At 63.2% G+C, this 15,784-nt stretch carries 12 protein-coding genes and 1 pseudogene; 6 read left to right on the top strand and 7 right to left on the bottom strand.

Going from position 1 to position 15,784, the window contains the following annotated elements; genetic code table 11:
* Window positions 1-251: 251 nt before the first annotated feature.
* The 3 genes from AC1A0G_RS06775 to AC1A0G_RS06765 are packed head-to-tail and all read left to right on the top strand — an operon-like array spanning window position 252 to window position 4,011.
* The gene (locus tag AC1A0G_RS06775) at window positions 252-758 is read left to right on the top strand and encodes a hypothetical protein (protein WP_476528441.1); all 507 of its coding nucleotides are present in this window, start codon (window positions 252-254) and stop codon (window positions 756-758) included.
* Complete coding sequence (locus AC1A0G_RS06770; protein ID WP_476528440.1) at window positions 758-3,265, top strand: hypothetical protein; 2,508 nt, start codon at window positions 758-760, stop codon at window positions 3,263-3,265. Before AC1A0G_RS06775 ends, AC1A0G_RS06770 begins: the two co-directional genes overlap by 1 nt.
* Window positions 3,262-4,011 carry a hypothetical protein gene (locus tag AC1A0G_RS06765; protein WP_476528439.1) on the top strand — a complete coding sequence of 250 codons (750 nt, stop codon included), beginning with the start codon at window positions 3,262-3,264 and terminating at the stop codon, window positions 4,009-4,011. The genes AC1A0G_RS06770 and AC1A0G_RS06765 overlap by 4 nt, the downstream gene beginning before the upstream one ends.
* A 12-nt stretch (window positions 4,012-4,023) precedes the next feature.
* On the opposite strand, the gene AC1A0G_RS06760 is transcribed toward AC1A0G_RS06765, so the two are convergent.
* On the bottom strand, window positions 4,024-5,235 hold the full coding sequence (locus tag AC1A0G_RS06760; RefSeq protein ID WP_476528438.1) for a caspase family protein: 1,212 nt from the start codon (window positions 5,233-5,235) through the stop codon (window positions 4,024-4,026).
* A 76-nt stretch (window positions 5,236-5,311) separates the two neighbouring features.
* Here AC1A0G_RS06760 and AC1A0G_RS06755 point away from each other — a divergent pair, with 76 nt between their 5' ends.
* Complete coding sequence (locus AC1A0G_RS06755; RefSeq protein ID WP_476528437.1) at window positions 5,312-7,591, top strand: WD40 repeat domain-containing protein; 2,280 nt, start codon at window positions 5,312-5,314, stop codon at window positions 7,589-7,591.
* 18 nt (window positions 7,592-7,609) lie between these two features.
* Window positions 7,610-9,838 carry a toll/interleukin-1 receptor domain-containing protein gene (locus tag AC1A0G_RS06750; RefSeq protein ID WP_476528436.1) on the top strand — a complete coding sequence of 743 codons (2,229 nt, stop codon included), beginning with the start codon at window positions 7,610-7,612 and terminating at the stop codon, window positions 9,836-9,838.
* A 49-nt stretch (window positions 9,839-9,887) separates the two neighbouring features.
* On the opposite strand, the gene AC1A0G_RS06745 is transcribed toward AC1A0G_RS06750, so the two are convergent.
* Window positions 9,888-11,423, bottom strand: coding sequence for a PKD domain-containing protein (locus AC1A0G_RS06745; RefSeq protein ID WP_476528463.1), 1,536 nt, complete (start codon window positions 11,421-11,423; stop codon window positions 9,888-9,890).
* Window positions 11,424-11,516: 93 nt separating this feature from the next.
* Window positions 11,517-12,323, bottom strand: a pseudogene (locus AC1A0G_RS06740) (SGNH/GDSL hydrolase family protein); the annotation flags it as partial.
* Between AC1A0G_RS06740 and AC1A0G_RS06735 the strand changes: the two are divergent.
* On the top strand, window positions 12,304-12,501 hold the full coding sequence (locus AC1A0G_RS06735) for a hypothetical protein (RefSeq protein WP_476528466.1): 198 nt from the start codon (window positions 12,304-12,306) through the stop codon (window positions 12,499-12,501). The pseudogene AC1A0G_RS06740 and the gene AC1A0G_RS06735 overlap by 20 nt on opposite strands.
* A 222-nt stretch (window positions 12,502-12,723) precedes the next feature.
* Here the strand turns inward: AC1A0G_RS06735 and AC1A0G_RS06730 are convergent, their stop codons facing one another.
* The 4 genes from AC1A0G_RS06730 to AC1A0G_RS06715 form a co-directional block, all read right to left on the bottom strand.
* Window positions 12,724-13,200: a hypothetical protein gene (locus tag AC1A0G_RS06730; protein WP_476528435.1), complete on the bottom strand. Its 477-nt coding sequence runs from the start codon at window positions 13,198-13,200 to the stop codon at window positions 12,724-12,726.
* Between the two features lie 45 nt (window positions 13,201-13,245).
* A complete protein-coding gene (locus AC1A0G_RS06725) occupies window positions 13,246-13,677 on the bottom strand; it encodes a hypothetical protein (protein WP_476528434.1) in 432 nt (143 codons plus the stop codon).
* 53 nt (window positions 13,678-13,730) lie between these two features.
* The gene (locus AC1A0G_RS06720; protein ID WP_476528433.1) at window positions 13,731-14,843 is read right to left on the bottom strand and encodes a zinc ribbon domain-containing protein; all 1,113 of its coding nucleotides are present in this window, start codon (window positions 14,841-14,843) and stop codon (window positions 13,731-13,733) included.
* A 109-nt stretch (window positions 14,844-14,952) separates the two neighbouring features.
* Complete coding sequence (locus tag AC1A0G_RS06715) at window positions 14,953-15,759, bottom strand: hypothetical protein (protein WP_476528432.1); 807 nt, start codon at window positions 15,757-15,759, stop codon at window positions 14,953-14,955.
* Window positions 15,760-15,784 lie beyond the last annotated feature (25 nt).

The raw sequence follows: 15,784 nt of genomic DNA, 5'->3' as shown, positions 1-15,784 counted from the left end.
ATGATCCGTGGCGAGCGCGGCAATGCATCCCGATCGAGGAGAGCAATCGTGCTTCCGCAGATACCCGAAATGGTTGTCTGCGCACCAAGACCGAAGGCATCTGATGCGGACGGTGCCTGAGAGACGACCGGCGCCGGCATACGAAGGGAATCGGCGTCTGCCTCGTATTCGTACGTACAATGAAGGCGGCGAAAGAACGCAACGGCCGTGGTATGGCGTGTTGACGAGTCATTGGTCGATGGGAGGCAATCATGATCATTGCGGTGACCGGTCATCAACGGATTCCCGAATCGGCCTTGCCGTTTGTGCGCGACGGCGTTCGCGCCTATCTCGCAACATGCCTCGATGCTGCTGGTGAAAAAACGCCGCCGCTCCACGAAGCCGGGAATCTGTTCGTCAGCTGCCTCGCCGTCGGTGCGGACCAGCTGGCCGCCGGCATCGCGTTGGAGCTTGGCTACCGTCTTGGGGCGGTGGTCCCGTCGCATGGCTACGAATCCACGTTCGATGATGACGGACTCGCGTCGTACCGGTGTTTGCTCGCAAGCGCCGACGAGACAGTCGCGCTCGATTTCGACCATCCATGCGGCGAGGCGTATATGGCGGCAGGCCGCAGGATGGTTGACGAATGCGACGGTCTGCTCGCCGTCTGGGACGGGTTTCCCGCCGGCGGTCTCGGTGGCACCGGCGACGTCGTGGCGTATGCGAGAAGGTCCGGCGTGCCTGTGCATGTCGTATGGCCGCAGGGGGTGGTGCATTGATGGACCGTTCCCGTACCGAAGTGTCCCCGTGGAGGCGCCCCTCCACCGACGACCGCAGCCGCCGCCTGTCCGATGACTGGTATCCGGGGGAATGGCTGGAACCGGTCGAACCGGATATCGTCAGACCATTTCTCGAACGCTATATGGATGGCATGTCGCGGCGTATGGCCGATTACATGCGAGCGCAGGGCTTTCCGGAAGATGGATGCACCTCCAGCCGCCGCGCATACGCCGTAGACTTCCTCAACCTGTGTCTCATCGTCGATCAGGATCATACGTTTCCCATCGGCGTGCGCAACCTCGCCGACAACGTCTATGAGCCGGACGAGGAGACGGCGATGGCCGCGGCGATGATGCTGCAGTTTGAATTCGACCGGTTCGTTGATTTCGTCGCGGGACTCGACCCGCATATCGACCGTCGCGGGTTCGTCGCCGCGCTGCGCTCGACATACGACTACAAGGGAGACATCGACTCCGCGGCGTTCCTGGGCATGCTCGCCGCGCGCACGGCGAGGCGGATGGCCGCCGAACGTCTGCGAGACTGGTCACGACGGGCCGTTGGGGACCTGGAAGGCAGCGCGCCGGATGGCTCCGGCACGGGTGGCGACGCGTGGGAGCGTATGATTCGGTCGCGTCTTGACCTATGGAACGTCACGGTGAGCGACGCCTCCACCGCGCTTGACCACGCGAAGGCACATTGGACGCAGTGCGTGGCTGCCGCGCGCCGTCACACTCCGCGTGCCCGACGCGACGTGGAGACATGGTGCGTCTGGCATGCGGTGTTGGAGACCGTCTGGCGTGCGGACAGACGCGCCTACGACGCGCGATGGCGGGGCGTGGATATGCCGGCACGTGATTCGCGACGGTTCGATGCTCTGCCGTCGCCTGAACCCGCCGGCACCGTGGATGACGTGTTGGACGGTTCGACGTGGAACACGCTGATGGGCCGCATGGTCGTCACACACCGGCGCGTGTCACGCGGCTACGCGCGGTGGTGTGACATGATGCCTGGCGAGAACGACGTGACGACGATCCGCCTGGCCGCGCGCACCATCGCCGACACGCCGGAGTTCATGGATCGGATGCTTGCCGCATCGTGCAACTCGCTCGTACGCGGAGACGTCGAACCGCCGCACGATGCCCGTGAAGCGATGCGCATGCTGCTCGCCTATGCGTGCGTGGGCCGGACCGTGGACCTCGACGGTCAAGGCGCGCGAGGCCAGGACCGCGGAAACGCCGAGGACTCGTCCGATGTGCCGGGCGAATACGTGTACGTCGGATTGCGCAACGCGATCCTCGGATACGCCGGCTACGGGGGCGAACGGCGCACGCTCGCACCGGACGAGTACCGTGACTACGTCGCGCTCGTCTCCGGCGGGGCCGCGACGACGAATGATGTCGCGCCGACGCGTGCTGACAGGACTGCGGATGACAGCGACGATGCCCGCTCCCGTGAGGTACGTCGCCGTGATGTGTGGATGTTCCCCGGCATGGAGGACCGATTCGACTCGGTGCGTGCGTCCATGGAGGCGCAGGTGCGTGAGGCGATGGACTTGGGATTTGACCTAGGCGTGACGGGTGACGAAACCGCGATGCCCGAAGCATGGTGGCGGTTCCACGACACGGCCGACATGGCCGTCAGCCGGTGGCTTGGCGGCGAGACCATCCACGCCCTCGCCGTCGACGGCCACGGCCACGCGCTCGCCTACCGGTCCACGAATCCGGTCGTCGCCTATCAGGACGTGAACGCCTGGCGACTTGCCGAAGCGCTCGAACGGTACGAGGGCGAACGCGGTTGGGGCAGCGGCGGGCGGCTCGCCGATCTGTACCGCGATCGCGGGCATCTGAGCAAAAACGGCGGGCGTGCCTTGGACCGCTCCATCCGCGACTATGCGGACAGCGCCCGCGGTGCAGGCGACGCCGTCCAATACCTGGCCGCCGTGACCGGACTGGGCATGATGCTCGGCACCGATGCCTCCGTCGAGACATTCGTCAGACTCATCGACCTGTGCGACAAGCGTGGCGGCGAACGCTTCCGCAAATCCTGCTGGACGCTGATCCGCGTCGCCAAGGCGAAGCGTTTGCGCCTGACCGTACCGGGCCCATACGGCAGGCATATCGGACCGCGACTCATGGCGATCATGCTGTCCGATCCGGAACGGCTCGCCGAGGCGGAACGCGAATTCAAGATCACGAACCTGCGTCGTGCGCTTGGGCGAGAGACGGAAGCCTCCGAGCCTTTCCATGAGGACGCCTGGCGTGCGGTCGCCCGTGACATCGACGCCGCCGAACATGTGGTGCGTGCAGTCGTGCTCGCCGCGTTCGCAAAGCTGCGCGTCACGGGTCGGCGTTGGACAGCGATACGCGTCACGCCGGCGGACTGCATCGGCTCGCGCATCGATCCCGCCTCCGACGGCGCGTGCGTGTTCCACGACACGTCGAAGGCTTCCGGTGCCGGCAATGGCGCCAATATGGCCACGGAACAGCGGAAAGGGGCAAGAACATGACCAATGACACGCGCATGCCCGCGAGCGGACCGTCGGGTGCGCAATCGCCGTGGAAGGACGGCGTGACGCGCCCCTTCACGCCCCGCGATGTGATCGCCGGACTCACCGGCGGATTCACCCCGACATTCGCGGGTCAGGTACTTGCCGACGACGTCGCGCTCGCCTATGCGAACCGGTATCTCACCCGCTATCTCGCGCTCGCCGGTCACCTGCCGTACCCGTACGAGAGCCGCGTGGAACGCGAATGCCGCGAATCCACACCGGAAGGCGACGCCGATCTCACGGTCGCGCTCGCCGTCGGCTATGGCGTGCCAGATGCGATGTTCGACGAGCTGACCCGAGATCTCGACGAGTGGGACGGTGCGGTGACGATGGGCGCGGCGTCTGATGCCGCCACTGCGCAGGCCGATGCGGCGGTGCACGCCGGCCGGTTCGCGCCGGTGCTGCTCGGTGACGCCGATGACGAAACCGGTGACACCGATCATTCGGCCGCGCCGGGGGAGCACTGGGATGTGATGTTCGTCTCCCAACGTTCCCGTGTGCTCGTGCGACGTGACGATGCGGACACGCTGGCGCTGCGCGTCGACATGCCGGACGCGGATGGTGCGCATCGGCTCGTTGTGCGTTTTGCCGATGGCGACGAGCTGTCCTTGGACATCGATGTGCGGCGTGGCACGTGGCGTCGCGGAGGCGTGGCGGCTCCGGCGGAGGGATTGGGTTTGCCGATCAGTTGCACCCTGCGCTGACTATTGCTCCCGTCACCGCTTGTGCTGGATATCCCAGTAGAGGCGGCCCAGATCGGTGAGACGCACGTAACCTTGCCGTCCGGTCGGCTCGTGGCGGTCCGTGTCCCATTCGGCCATGCACGCCCAGAACAGGTCCACTTCGCGCGTCGTCCCATCCGGTTCACGGATGAACGCCTCAAGCAGTTTCGCGTTGCGCAGATGCTTGAACAATTCCATGTCGCGCTGCAATTCGTCCAGCCGTTCCCACGTTTCGTCGCCGGAACGCATTACGCCATCGCGCGCGGTCGGCGCCTCATGCTCCGGGTGCACGGCGAACGCCGCGTCCTTCGTCGGGAATCCGGTGAACGTAGGCAGCGGCATGCCGTCGAACGTGCGCGCAGCGGCACGACGGCGGGTGACCGTAGCTCCATACGTATCGTCCGGGGCGATACGCGCCAGCTCATCCTCAGTGATCTGCCGGCTCGCATCCACCTGCCGCAGCACACTCGTCGCGTCGCTCCACGTGCGCAGCACCGGCTGCTGACCGTCCTCGCCCAGATTAAGCAGCGCACACACCGTCGAATGCAGCGACAACGGCGTGATCACGCCCTGCACATCCGCGGCAGCGCCCTGCAGCGCGGCCATGAGCGCACTCGTGTACATCAGATGCGTGCCGAACAGGGATTGCGACGCGGTATGCTCGTCGGTGCTGGCGAGCACGGTCGTATTGCGAGGCCACTCCATCGTGGCGGCAAGACCCGAATGGCAGCAGTCGAGGATAATGGTCATGCTGCTCGCCTGTGAGGCGTACGCGGCCTTACGGATATCGCTTACGCGAATGCCGCGGCGCGACGTGGAGTCGGTCGGATCGTCGTCCGGGGTGAGCAACAGCAGATCCGCGTCGTCGTCGACGGGAATCGCATGGCCGGTGAAGTAGAGGAGCGCGTCGCCGCGTCGCACCATGCGGAACAGGTCTCGCACGCGGTCGGTCAAGGCATCCGCCGACATTTCGGGATCGGTCGGATCGAACGGATCAGGCGTCGCGTACACGGTGCCGCCGAGCAGACGAAAGTTCGGCTGGGGCGTGCGCGGACTGTTTTCGCGCAGCAGATCGGCGAACGCATGCGCATCGACGCAGCAGCACTGCGGCTGCCGATTCCGGTACGCCTCGTTCGCATACTTCCCCACGCCGATGAACAATGCCAGCCGTTGCGCCATGTTGCCTCCCCATGTCCCTGCTGCCATCTTAACGTTTGCCTCCCCAGACACGACCGGACGTATCATGGACCATACGGGGAACGGAAGGGCGAGGAGACCGACTATGCAGACCAATGTGATGATTGTGGTGCATCCATCCGATATGGATGCGGCGCGCGAAGCCGCAACGGTGGCCGACGGATTGGGGTATGCGATCGTTCAGCCGGGAGCCGATCCGAGAACAGTGGGTTTGTGCGTGATCATCCTGTCGAAAACGGCCATAGGAGACCATGCGTTTCTGGATTACGCTTCATCCGTTGCCCGTGCGTGCCGTGTCGTGGTGCCGGTCCGACTGGACGATGTGAAGCCCGAGCGGTCAGGGCCGGACATCGACAAACACAACTGCGCTGACTTCTCATGCGGCCCGGGCGAGGAGCGCGTGACGCGTTGGAACCGTCTGTTTCGCTCCAACGTCGGTCTCTACGACGACTACAACGCGTTATACGCCCGTGCCGACCGATGGTATCGCAGCGGCCGAGGCGACGACTTCCTCATCGAGAACCTCGCACAGGCGCGGGATGCATCCCGACTGGCGTCGCAGATGGATACCGACTCGTTCAGTCCGACCACTCCCGTGATGCGTGAATACGCCGCCCGATCCTTCTCCTACGCGACGACGATGCGGCGCAAGTCGATCTGGTCGAACGTGCGAGTGACGGTCGCTGTCATGCTCGTCGCTGCGTTCGTCGCCGGCACCATCCTGTTCACCCGTTGGGCGAATCAGCGATTCATCGCATCCATACAGTCGATCTCCCGCTTCCAGATGGATTCCTGGCCCGAATTTTCCACATTCCGTACGATTCAGGCCGCCGAATCCGGTGGAATAGACGATGCGGCCGCGTTGGAGACGATTCGCGAAGGTCTGTCGCGTGAGTGGGTAAAGGCGAACATCGGCATCGAAAACGCTCGGAAGGGCGACTACACCGGGTCGGGATGGTTCTCCGACGATGACAAACGGCTCTATGCCGAATCGTCCGGCGGCGTGCTGCGCATCTGGGACGTTGCCACGGCGAAGCCGCTCAAGGCATGGCGCGTGGCGCAGGGAAATTACGATTTCTCCGTATCCTCCGACGGACGAGCGGCCGCCGTCAGCGGAGACGATGGTCTGACGCTCGTCGACCTCGAACGTGGAACGGCACGCGTGATCGACGCCAAGACGCCTGCACAGTCGCGCGTCGCCGTCAACAAGGACGCCACGCGCGTCATGGTTGGAGCGGATGACCACGTGACCGTGTGGGACGCATCTGGCGGTCTACATGATTCCACGACGACGGGCGAGGTGCTGGACGTGAAACGCACGGACGACGGATTGCGTGCGCTGGTGCGTACCGGGGACACGGTGCATGTTGTGGACGAGGACGTGGATGCGACATCCGCTGACTTCGCGCTGCCGCAGGGCTCCGGCGAGTTCGTCTACGGCGCGATAGGTGCGGATGGCACGATTGTCGTCGTTGACGCGAGAAACCTGCTCGTCGCCCGGCCCGACGGGCACGGTGGATACGCGGACGGACTGAGACCGACCGGCATCGTCACCCGTGACGCGCCTATCGGCCTAGCGGTGTCGACGAACGGTCTCGTGGCGGTGAGCACCAGCCAGGATGGCGTTCACGTGTTCGACACCGATACCGGACTCGACTTGGGAACCATGTGCGAGAGCGTCACTGCGGTCACCTATCCCGCGTTCTCCCGCAGCGGATCGTTGGCGTGCGGCAACGGTCTGGACTTGGTCATCCAGTCACTCGACGCGATCACGCCCTCCGACTCCGAGCCCGCGAATGCCGTGGTCTCCGATACGACGACGCCGAGTCTCACGGCCCAGGGGAATGGTGCCGACGGTACGGTGCAGGCGCAGGTGGACGACACTGGTAGGCTCACCGTGGCCACTCCCTCCGGCAAGACGGACACGACGATCGGCACACAGTCAGGCGCAATCGGGACCGTCACCGTCGTCGCCGTCACGCCATCCGGGGACGCGGTGGCCGTCGGCACCGATTCGGGAATCGTCGTCGCCTGGGACCTCACCCGGTCGCAGGATTCCGCGGTGACGCTGACGCGGGTGCGCAGTTGGACCGCGCCCGATGGGGCCTCCATCGATCGGCTCGGCTGGAACGCGGACCGTTCACGGCTGGTCGTGCACACCGCCGCCGGCTGGTGGAAACCTTGGTCATTGCACGGTACCTCCACATTCGCGGGCGCGATGACGGCCGCATCCGTACGCATGCCCGCATGCTGGCCGAGCAACAATACAACGGTGTTCGGCAGCTCGTTCATGAGACGTCATGCGCTGACCCAATGCGAAGCCGCGCCCGACGCCGTTGCGACGACCGAAACGGCCGACAGATAGAAGGGGAGAGAACGAATCATGGGATATGCGTTCGTGTCATACTCACGCCGTCAATCGGACGCCGTGGACGTGCTCATCGGTCTGCTTGAACGGGCTGGCATCGCCGTGTGGCGTGATACGGCGAGCATGCCGGCCGGTGTCGAATGGGAACGTCAGGTGAACGAGGCGATCCGTGGCGCGGATCTCGTCATCATGTGCGTTTCCGAACTGTGGTACGGGTCGCAGTCATGCCGTGATGAGAAGGATTGGGCGGACTACTATCACCGTCCGCAGGTTCGCGTCCGCGTCGACCGGGACGCGTTCGATCCGTCGCGTGCCGTTGCCGATATCGATGCGGCGTGGAAGGCCGTGACTCCCGAGGACAGACTCGCAGCCGATCTGGAGATCGCCGCAGGGGATTGGATGACCCGTGGCGCCAAGACGAGGGATCTCGCCCGAGGCAAGGCGTTCGCCTCCTATCGCAGGATATTCGGTTCCGCATCGGGCAGACGGTTTACCCCGGTCGCTGAGCGTTACCTGAGACGATCCGCACGGCGTCGCAGGCTCATGAGACTCGCCGCCATACTCGCCACGGCCGTCATCATCTGTTCCAGCGTGGCCGGCATGACATTCACGGCCCGCATGCGGCAGCTCGACGAAACCAGCAAGCAGTGGAACACCGAGTCGAAACAGTGGGACGCGCTACGCGCCGCCCTGCTCGACAGCCCCTATCAGGCGATGAAGACCGCGCTTGCCCAGCCGCACGACGCGGCCACGATGCGTAGCGCCATGTACGTGACCGGGATGCGCATGGTGCTCGACACGCACGTGCCCGACGATCACGGCAAGGCCACGGACGCGCGGTTCGCCGGATATGACTTCCCCGGACATCTGGACGCGACGGCACCGGAAGGACTGCCCGCCCACGGCGTGCGGGCGCGCGGCTATGCCGTCTCGCCGGACGGTCTCGCCGTCGCGGCGCTCGGTGACGGGGGAGTACGCATCCTCGACGTGCATGACGGAGACACGCTGATGACGCTCACCGGCGTGGACTTCACGACGGTTTCGTCGATGGCATGGAATGAGGACGGTTCGGCGCTCGCCATACGTTCCGACGACGGTACCGCGACCGTGTGGAAGATTCGTTCGAACACCACGATCATCAAGGACACCGACTCGTGGTTCATGGACGGCGCCGCACTGGGTAGCCCGTCATCCGGCACGACCGGCGCCGGCAGCCGCGCCGTGCTCCTCGCCCGTGACGGACAGATCACTGTGGTCGACACGGGCAAAGGACAGGTGCTTTCGGATGACACGCATGTGCCGGTCGATGTGGGCGTCGTCATCGCCGCCGCACCGGACGCCAAGAACGTCGTCTACGTGGCCGGCACACGGGACGGCGCAACCGCGTTGTACCAAGTTTCCTGGGGTTCCGATGACCTGTCCGGAACCGGCAGGGTGGCGCCTGTCACCATACCCGACGGATGCGATCCGGTCGCGCTCGCCGTCCTGCCGGGCGGGAACGAGGTCGCCATCGGATGCGGTTCCGAGATCGACGTCATTGACGTGGCGACCGGCTCGCCGACACGTCGGATCGCCAACGAATCCGGCGCGATGATCAGCACGGTGAGTGCGGACGCGCAAGGAAGACTGTTCGCCGGATTCGATGGCGGCGTGCTCGCGGTGGTGGAATCCGGCGCGGACACGTTCTCCTACCCCGACGCCGCCTCGTCCGACGCCGGCAGCCTCGGATACTGCGTCGGCGGCACGGCTCGGGCCGTCGCGGTCTCCGGGAACAAGGGACTGTTCGTGGGCGACGGCACCACTGCACAGAACTGTTCGCGCAACATCTCCCGGTCGAAGACGGGCGACGGCGGATCGAACGGTGTAGACAACGCTCGTCGCGACGACGGCTCGTGGACGATGCACGCCGGCATGTTCGACTTTGCGGTCTCCACCGACGCCCACCAGTCGCGTGCGGTCGCCGCCGCACCGGACGGCAACGCGTTCGCCGCGGGACTGTCCGACGGATCGATCATGTTCTCCCGTTACGACATGCAGCCCGGGCCGGCTATACGCGAGGTTTCCGGCGAGGTGCGCGCCGTCGTCTATTCGGCGGACGGCAAGCATGTGGTCGCCGCCACGCGCGAGGGGCTGATCTTCTCCATGACCGCGCCGGATGCCGGCGAATACGAAGGCGCGACCCTGCGCGGGCTGGTGTCGGCCCGGCTGGATCGCGCCGTGGAATTGGGTTTGCTCAAGCGGTAGCCGCGGTCTATGTGGCTGCGGCTACCGCTTGAATGTGAACTGCCGTCCGCTATGCCTTACGGCGACGGATGATGAGGGCGATGGTTGCGCCGGCCAGCAGTAGTGCGCCGCAGCCGATTGCGAGGATCACATCTGCACCGGTCTTGGGCAGCGGTTTGGCCGCCTTGGGACTGGCCGTCTTGGTGTTGTTCGGCTTCGAGTCGCTCGGGGAAGGCGTCGTGTTGTCGTTGGTCGGTTTCTTGTCCGTGCTATTCGGTGCCGGGGTAACAGCGGGCTTCGCCTTGGTGATCTTCAGCTTCGCGGAGGCCTCCAGATCGCCGGACTTGACGACCACGGTGTAGTCGCCGACCGGAGTGTCCGCCGGGATGGTCACGGTCTTGCTGACCGTCAGATCATCCTCGGACACCGGAGCCGAACCGAGCTCCTTCTTGGTCTCCTTGAGCGTGATGGTCGGGCTGGTGCCGAGGGCGTACAGGCCGGCCTTCACGTCCACGGTGCCACCCTGTTCCACGGAATCCTTGGAGAGTTTTACGGCCTGATGGCCGGGGCCGGGTTTGCCGTCGACGATTTCGAAGACACCGTCCTTGTCGCCGGTAGTCCATCCGGGGGTGTCGTCGCAGGCATCGCCGATGCCGTCATGATCCGTGTCCTGTTGATCAGGGTTGGCCACAGTGGGGCAGTTGTCCGATGCGGCCGGGATGCCGTCGCCGTCGTCCGTGATCTGCACTTGGGTGGAGCCGACCGCGGTCTGTCCCTTGGTGTCGGTGACTCGCACGCCCACGGTGCCATCGAAGAGTTGGACGAAGGTATGGGAGACCTGCGGGGTTGTGGTGGTCTGGTCGTAGACACCGTCGCCGTTGAAGTCCCATTCGTACTTCGTCAGGTCGCCGTTCGCGGAGTAGGAGCCGCGGGCGTCGAAGTCGATGGTGGTGCCGGGCTTGCCCATATACGGACCATCCAACCACACGGACGGCTTGCTGAGCGCGGTATCGAGCGCCTCGATAATGGCGTCCGAGGCTTCGGAGGCATCGGCGATGGGGTAGCTCTTGCCGCCGGACTTGTCGACCAGCTGCTGGAACGTACCGTCGGAGGTCAGCGAACCGGAGTCGATGCCGTAGATTTCCACTGGATCGATCTTGTAAGCGTGGTCGGCCACGGAACTCCATGTGAAGTTGGTCGTGGGCTCAGGATCTTTCGCAGGGGCGTCGCCGTAGACGATGTCGACCTTCTTTACGCCGTCTCGCCATTTGAGATTGAGTGAGGACTCGACGCCGGAATACACGGTCTCCTGTTCGTCGCCGCCGCCGGAGACGTCGATGGCCTCGAGCTTGCTCTTCAACGTGTCCACGTCGTCGGTGAAGTCCTGTTCGACCTGGCTCGGGTAGTCGTCGGGGTCACCGCCCTGATCGGGACGGTCCTTGTAGGTGACCAGTGCGAACCGTGCCGACGAGGACTTCTCCTTCACCTTGTCGACGATGGATTCGATGTTGTTCTTCACCTCGTCGATGTCGTCCCACATGGAACCGGTGGCGTCAAGCGTGATGACCACGTCGATGTTGCCGGAAGTCGGCGTAATTGGGTGCATATAGTCTGTCGGTATTCCGATTTTCTGTTCAAGAAGCTTCGCTATTTCTTCATGACCTGTGACGTTCGGATGATACCAATTATTCACATCTCCAGAAGGATAGGCTTGTGTGATACCGTCATCATTGGTCCAACCAGCTGTCTCGGCCAGCTCATTGATCCAGCGGTGTTTGTTTTGATATGGGCTCGGTTCATGTCCGGAGAATGCATCAACTGGATTGACGTAAACAACCTTGAGATTATGCCCCTCTTTGTTCCATTCATCGACCAGCTTTTGTTGCATTGCCGTTGCATCAGTGCCAAGCTGCCGAATGTTTTTGGTCACGTTATATCCGCCATCGAACGGATTCGGACGTTGGAAGTAGAAGTCCTGCAATGTGCTCAGTAAGGGGTATCCGATGAGAAGGGCTTCCGCATGCCGATTGTTGGCTATCTTGTTGTCCAAGGTGGCCAGTATTTTTCTGGTTTTTGCCTTCACCTCAGGGATTTTGCTCATTGCGGACTTGATGCGTTTTTCACAGCCGTAAGCGCCCAGATAACCTCCAATATAACAGTCTTGGATAATGCTGGCGAAATTGACATCGTTTCCGCCAGCGGTAAAAGCAACAAGATCAGTGGTGGCGGACAAGTTGTCAACCTGCTTTATGATTGATTGATAATCAGGTTTTTTTGTACCTGAGCCATCGGTGGTTGACCCTGAAAATGCATAATTCTTATACGCGACGCTGACGCCTTGGCTACGAAGCCACTTTGTATACAAAGATCCATAATTACGGTCGCTGCGGTATGCCGAACCGTCATTATTAGGACCACCAGTATAGGATGCGCCGGTACCCTCCAAAGTTGCGTAGGTACCATTGCCAGCGGTGTAAGAGTCTCCGATGACGGCGAAATTTAACACGCCTCTAGTAACAGTGACACCCGGCGCGGTCGTACCGTCATCGGCGACTGCGGCGGCTGCGGTGAATCCGGCCAGCATCGTGGCCACGGCGACTGCGCTGCCGATCGCCCGTATCAATCTTCCGTTTCTTCTCATGGTGTTCCTTCTGATCGACGATGACGCAATTCACGGTGAATAAAGACCGATGCATCATCGATTCGAGATTCTTGTGAACGTACAACCAGAGGGGAGAGGGCGAATGCCCCGAACAGAATGCAAGTGTAGGAGCGTCATGTGACGAACATGGCAACGTTCGTGCATCTGCACAAATATGAAGGCGTCGCACTGCGCGGGCTGGCGGTACCGGCCAGCGCAGTGCCACGCCGTGGAATTGGGTCTGTTCAAGCGGTAGCCAAGGTGTTCAAACCGTGGTCGCGGTGCGGTTCGCCTGGGCGATGACATCCTCCACCCAGGATTTGAGCTGCTGCATCTGTTCGAGATGGCGCACCACGCCGTCCACGTTGGTCCACCTGATGAACTCGAACGTGGCGATGTGGGACCGTTCGTCGAGTTCCAGATACGCCGTGAACTCGCCGGCGCTGGTGGTGTGCAGATGGAACGCGCGATACACCCACTGAATGCCGTTGGAGGTCTCCTGGGAGATCTGCAGATTGTCTCCGAGCGGCGAGGTTTCGAGCAGGGGACGTACCGTGCTCCAACTCACTTGGCACGGGTAGGTGAATTTGCCGTCGGTCAGCTCCTGTTGCGCCTTGTAGGTGCCGCGGCTGAACACGTTGCGGTTCAACGCGGCGTTCGCCTTGCGCTTCAGGATTTCCCAGATGTAGCAGACGATGAACAGACCGATGAAGATGAGAATGACGAGTACGTTATCATTCATATGGCGTCCCTTCGATTTGGGTTGCGGATGGCCGGGACCAGCAGTCTAGACTCTCCGGAATTCAAGGACGGTGTCCCCGGATTTGAGCGTCATGTGGTCGTTGCCGTCCGGGGTGACGATGAACTCGCCGCCCATACCGAGCAGACCCGTGACGGTGAGCTTGTACGTGCCGTCGCCGTTGTCCTCCAGCAGGTAGGTGTCGCGCGGGCTGAACAGGTTGCAGTTCGTGTCCTCGAAGGTCACCGTCTTGCCTTTGGCGGTGACCAGACCCCATGTGCCTTCGCCGACGCTCTGCCATGTTCCCTTGATGGTGAACGAGCCGCAGCCGGTGAGCGTGACCAGGGTGAGCAGTACCACGGCCACGGCGGCCATGATGCCGATGAAGCGCCGACGTCCGTTGACAGGATCGCCGGTCTGTTCGGCGGAGAGGGCGATGGCATTGGCGTTGGCGTTTGCGTTGATGTTGTTGTGTTCCATGATGGTGTTCCTTCGGAATTGTCGTGTGATTTCGTTATGACGTCACGATGCGCTCACTTGGAGCATTTCGCGCCGCATTGGGTGCAGAAGAGCGAGTCGCGGCTGATCTTCGCGCCGCACATGCCGCAGAATTTGAAGGCGGGGGCGGGGGATGCCGTGGGTGTGGGCGACGCCGATGGTTGGGGCGTCGGATGCAGTGCCGATTGTGGCGTCGGCTGCGCCACCGGCCGCGGCATGGATTGCGGCGCCGATGCGGGCGCCGACGGTTGTGCGGTAGGTGCCGTAGGCCGCTGGGTCGCGGAGGTAACGGAGGCCGCCGCATCCCTCGCCTTCGACGACAGATCCTGCCACGTCGCTTTCGCGCTCGACGAAGCGTCGGCGAAGACGGTGTTCGTCGAATCGGAGCCGTTCGCGCCGAAAATGCGCTTCGCCGTCGTCGTGCCGGCATCGAACCACAGATCGGTGTAGAGCAGGTACAGGCGTCCGAGGAAGGTGCGTGACCGCCGGTAGACGGCGTTCCTGTAGGCTTCCGTGATCGGCGCGTCCTCATACGCGTTGATCGCGCCGGGGCGCAGCAGCCACTCGTACGAGAAATCGGCGATGGTCATCGGCAGGTTGAGCGCCTCGTCGTTGAACCCCAGCTTGTAGGGGCCGTTCTCCGCCTCGTAGCGGTCACGGAAGAAACGGTACATGGCCTCGTCGTTGGACAGCATCGTGGCCGCGGTGCGCGAGCTGGCGTCGTACGCCATCGACAGCACGGCCACGAGGGCGACCATAGCCAGAGTGAACAGGATCCAGCCGATGAAGCCGGGCATGTTCCGCCCTCGCATATCGGCGAGAATGGAATTCAACTGGTCATCGGTCATGTATCCGAACATCGACAGCGCGTCGCCGAGACCGTAATCGGTGTACTTGTCCGGCAGAATGATCGATCCGGCGGTGTAGCCGTCATAGGAGCCAGCCGGTTTGAACCCGAAATACAGGACGCCGATGATGCCGACGACCAACGGGACCAGGGCCGCGAACTTCCACCGTTGCTGGAACATCGGGATGACCGTATGCCAGTCCTGGATGCGCCATTGGTCCGGTGTGCACACCTCGGCGGGTTTGATGGCGTTCTCGTCGAGCGCGGATGTCGCGCCCGGTGCGGGTGACGATGACGACATGATGATTCTCTCCTTCTCTTGTTACTTTGCCCGTCGTCATGCGTGACCGAAGCCACGCCAGGACGGGCGAGTGATTTCCCTGATGCAACAGATGCAACACTGAAATGCGTCAGACGGCCTGACCGCAGTGACCGCAGAATTTGGTCGCGGCATCGACCGGCTGTCCGCAGTGACCGCAGAACCGGGGTCGTTCGGCGGATGCGGACGCCGCGGGGACTGACACCGCCGGTGTGGAGTTCGACGGTTGGGTGGCGGTGTATCGCACGGACGCAGGGGTCGGGGATGACGTGGATACGGCTGGTGCGGGAACTGACGCTGGTGCGGACGGCGCAGTGGATGCCGTCCGTCGCACCCACCCGGTTGGCGAGGGGGCATGAACCTTCGGATGCGCGTCGCTCGGCGATGGGACCGTCGTGGCGTTCTGCGGAAATGCCGTGGGAACGGCGGACTGTGTGTGCGGTGCAGTCATGGAGGTCGGCGTGGAATCCGGCATGGGTGCCGCATCTCCCACCGACAGGCGTATCTTCGGCCTCGCCGGAGCGGCAACCGTAGCCGGTTCGACCGCTGCCGACCCCTGTGCTGCGGCGGATGTCTTCGACCGTCCGTAACGATCCGCCTTAGCCTTGGCGAGTTCCGCCTCGAGTGCGGCGATCTTCTTGCGCCGGTCCTCCTCCATGCTTTTGCCGAAGACCAGCATGCCGATGCCTGCGAACCATGCGAGAGCGGTTAAGATCCATAGCCACACGTAGATCGTGTTCGCGTACTCGTAGCCGATATACGATATCACCGTGCACACGACGGCCATGCCCAACGCCTTGAACGCGTTCTTGTATGTGTTGTCGTTGCGTGCCTCGTCCAGCTCCTTGGAGATGGTGCTGATGCCCCGTACGGGTTTGTTGCTGTCATTGTCGCTCATGTGAACTTCCTTTCTCCGTCATACG

This window comes from Bifidobacterium sp. LH_230, assembly GCF_056357555.1.
This window is presented reverse-complemented; position numbering and strand designations above follow the sequence as displayed.

Bases quoted from the DNA above. Each gene is read 5' to 3' on its own strand.
- AC1A0G_RS06760 (WP_476528438.1), bottom strand. From the start codon at position 5,235: ATGGCAGCAGGGACATGGGGAGGCAACATGGCGCAACGGCTGGCATTG.
- AC1A0G_RS06745 (WP_476528463.1), bottom strand. From the start codon at position 11,423: ATGCACCCAATTACGCCGACTTCCGGCAACATCGACGTGGTCATCACG.
- AC1A0G_RS06750 (WP_476528436.1), top strand. From the start codon at position 7,610: ATGGGATATGCGTTCGTGTCATACTCACGCCGTCAATCGGACGCCGTG.
- AC1A0G_RS06770 (WP_476528440.1), top strand. From the start codon at position 758: ATGGACCGTTCCCGTACCGAAGTGTCCCCGTGGAGGCGCCCCTCCACC.
- AC1A0G_RS06775 (WP_476528441.1), top strand. From the start codon at position 252: ATGATCATTGCGGTGACCGGTCATCAACGGATTCCCGAATCGGCCTTG.
- AC1A0G_RS06735 (WP_476528466.1), top strand. From the start codon at position 12,304: ATGACGGCGAAATTTAACACGCCTCTAGTAACAGTGACACCCGGCGCG.
- AC1A0G_RS06715 (WP_476528432.1), bottom strand. From the start codon at position 15,759: ATGAGCGACAATGACAGCAACAAACCCGTACGGGGCATCAGCACCATC.
- AC1A0G_RS06725 (WP_476528434.1), bottom strand. From the start codon at position 13,677: ATGGAACACAACAACATCAACGCAAACGCCAACGCCAATGCCATCGCC.
- AC1A0G_RS06765 (WP_476528439.1), top strand. From the start codon at position 3,262: ATGACCAATGACACGCGCATGCCCGCGAGCGGACCGTCGGGTGCGCAA.
- AC1A0G_RS06720 (WP_476528433.1), bottom strand. From the start codon at position 14,843: ATGTCGTCATCGTCACCCGCACCGGGCGCGACATCCGCGCTCGACGAG.
- AC1A0G_RS06730 (WP_476528435.1), bottom strand. From the start codon at position 13,200: ATGAATGATAACGTACTCGTCATTCTCATCTTCATCGGTCTGTTCATC.
- AC1A0G_RS06755 (WP_476528437.1), top strand. From the start codon at position 5,312: ATGCAGACCAATGTGATGATTGTGGTGCATCCATCCGATATGGATGCG.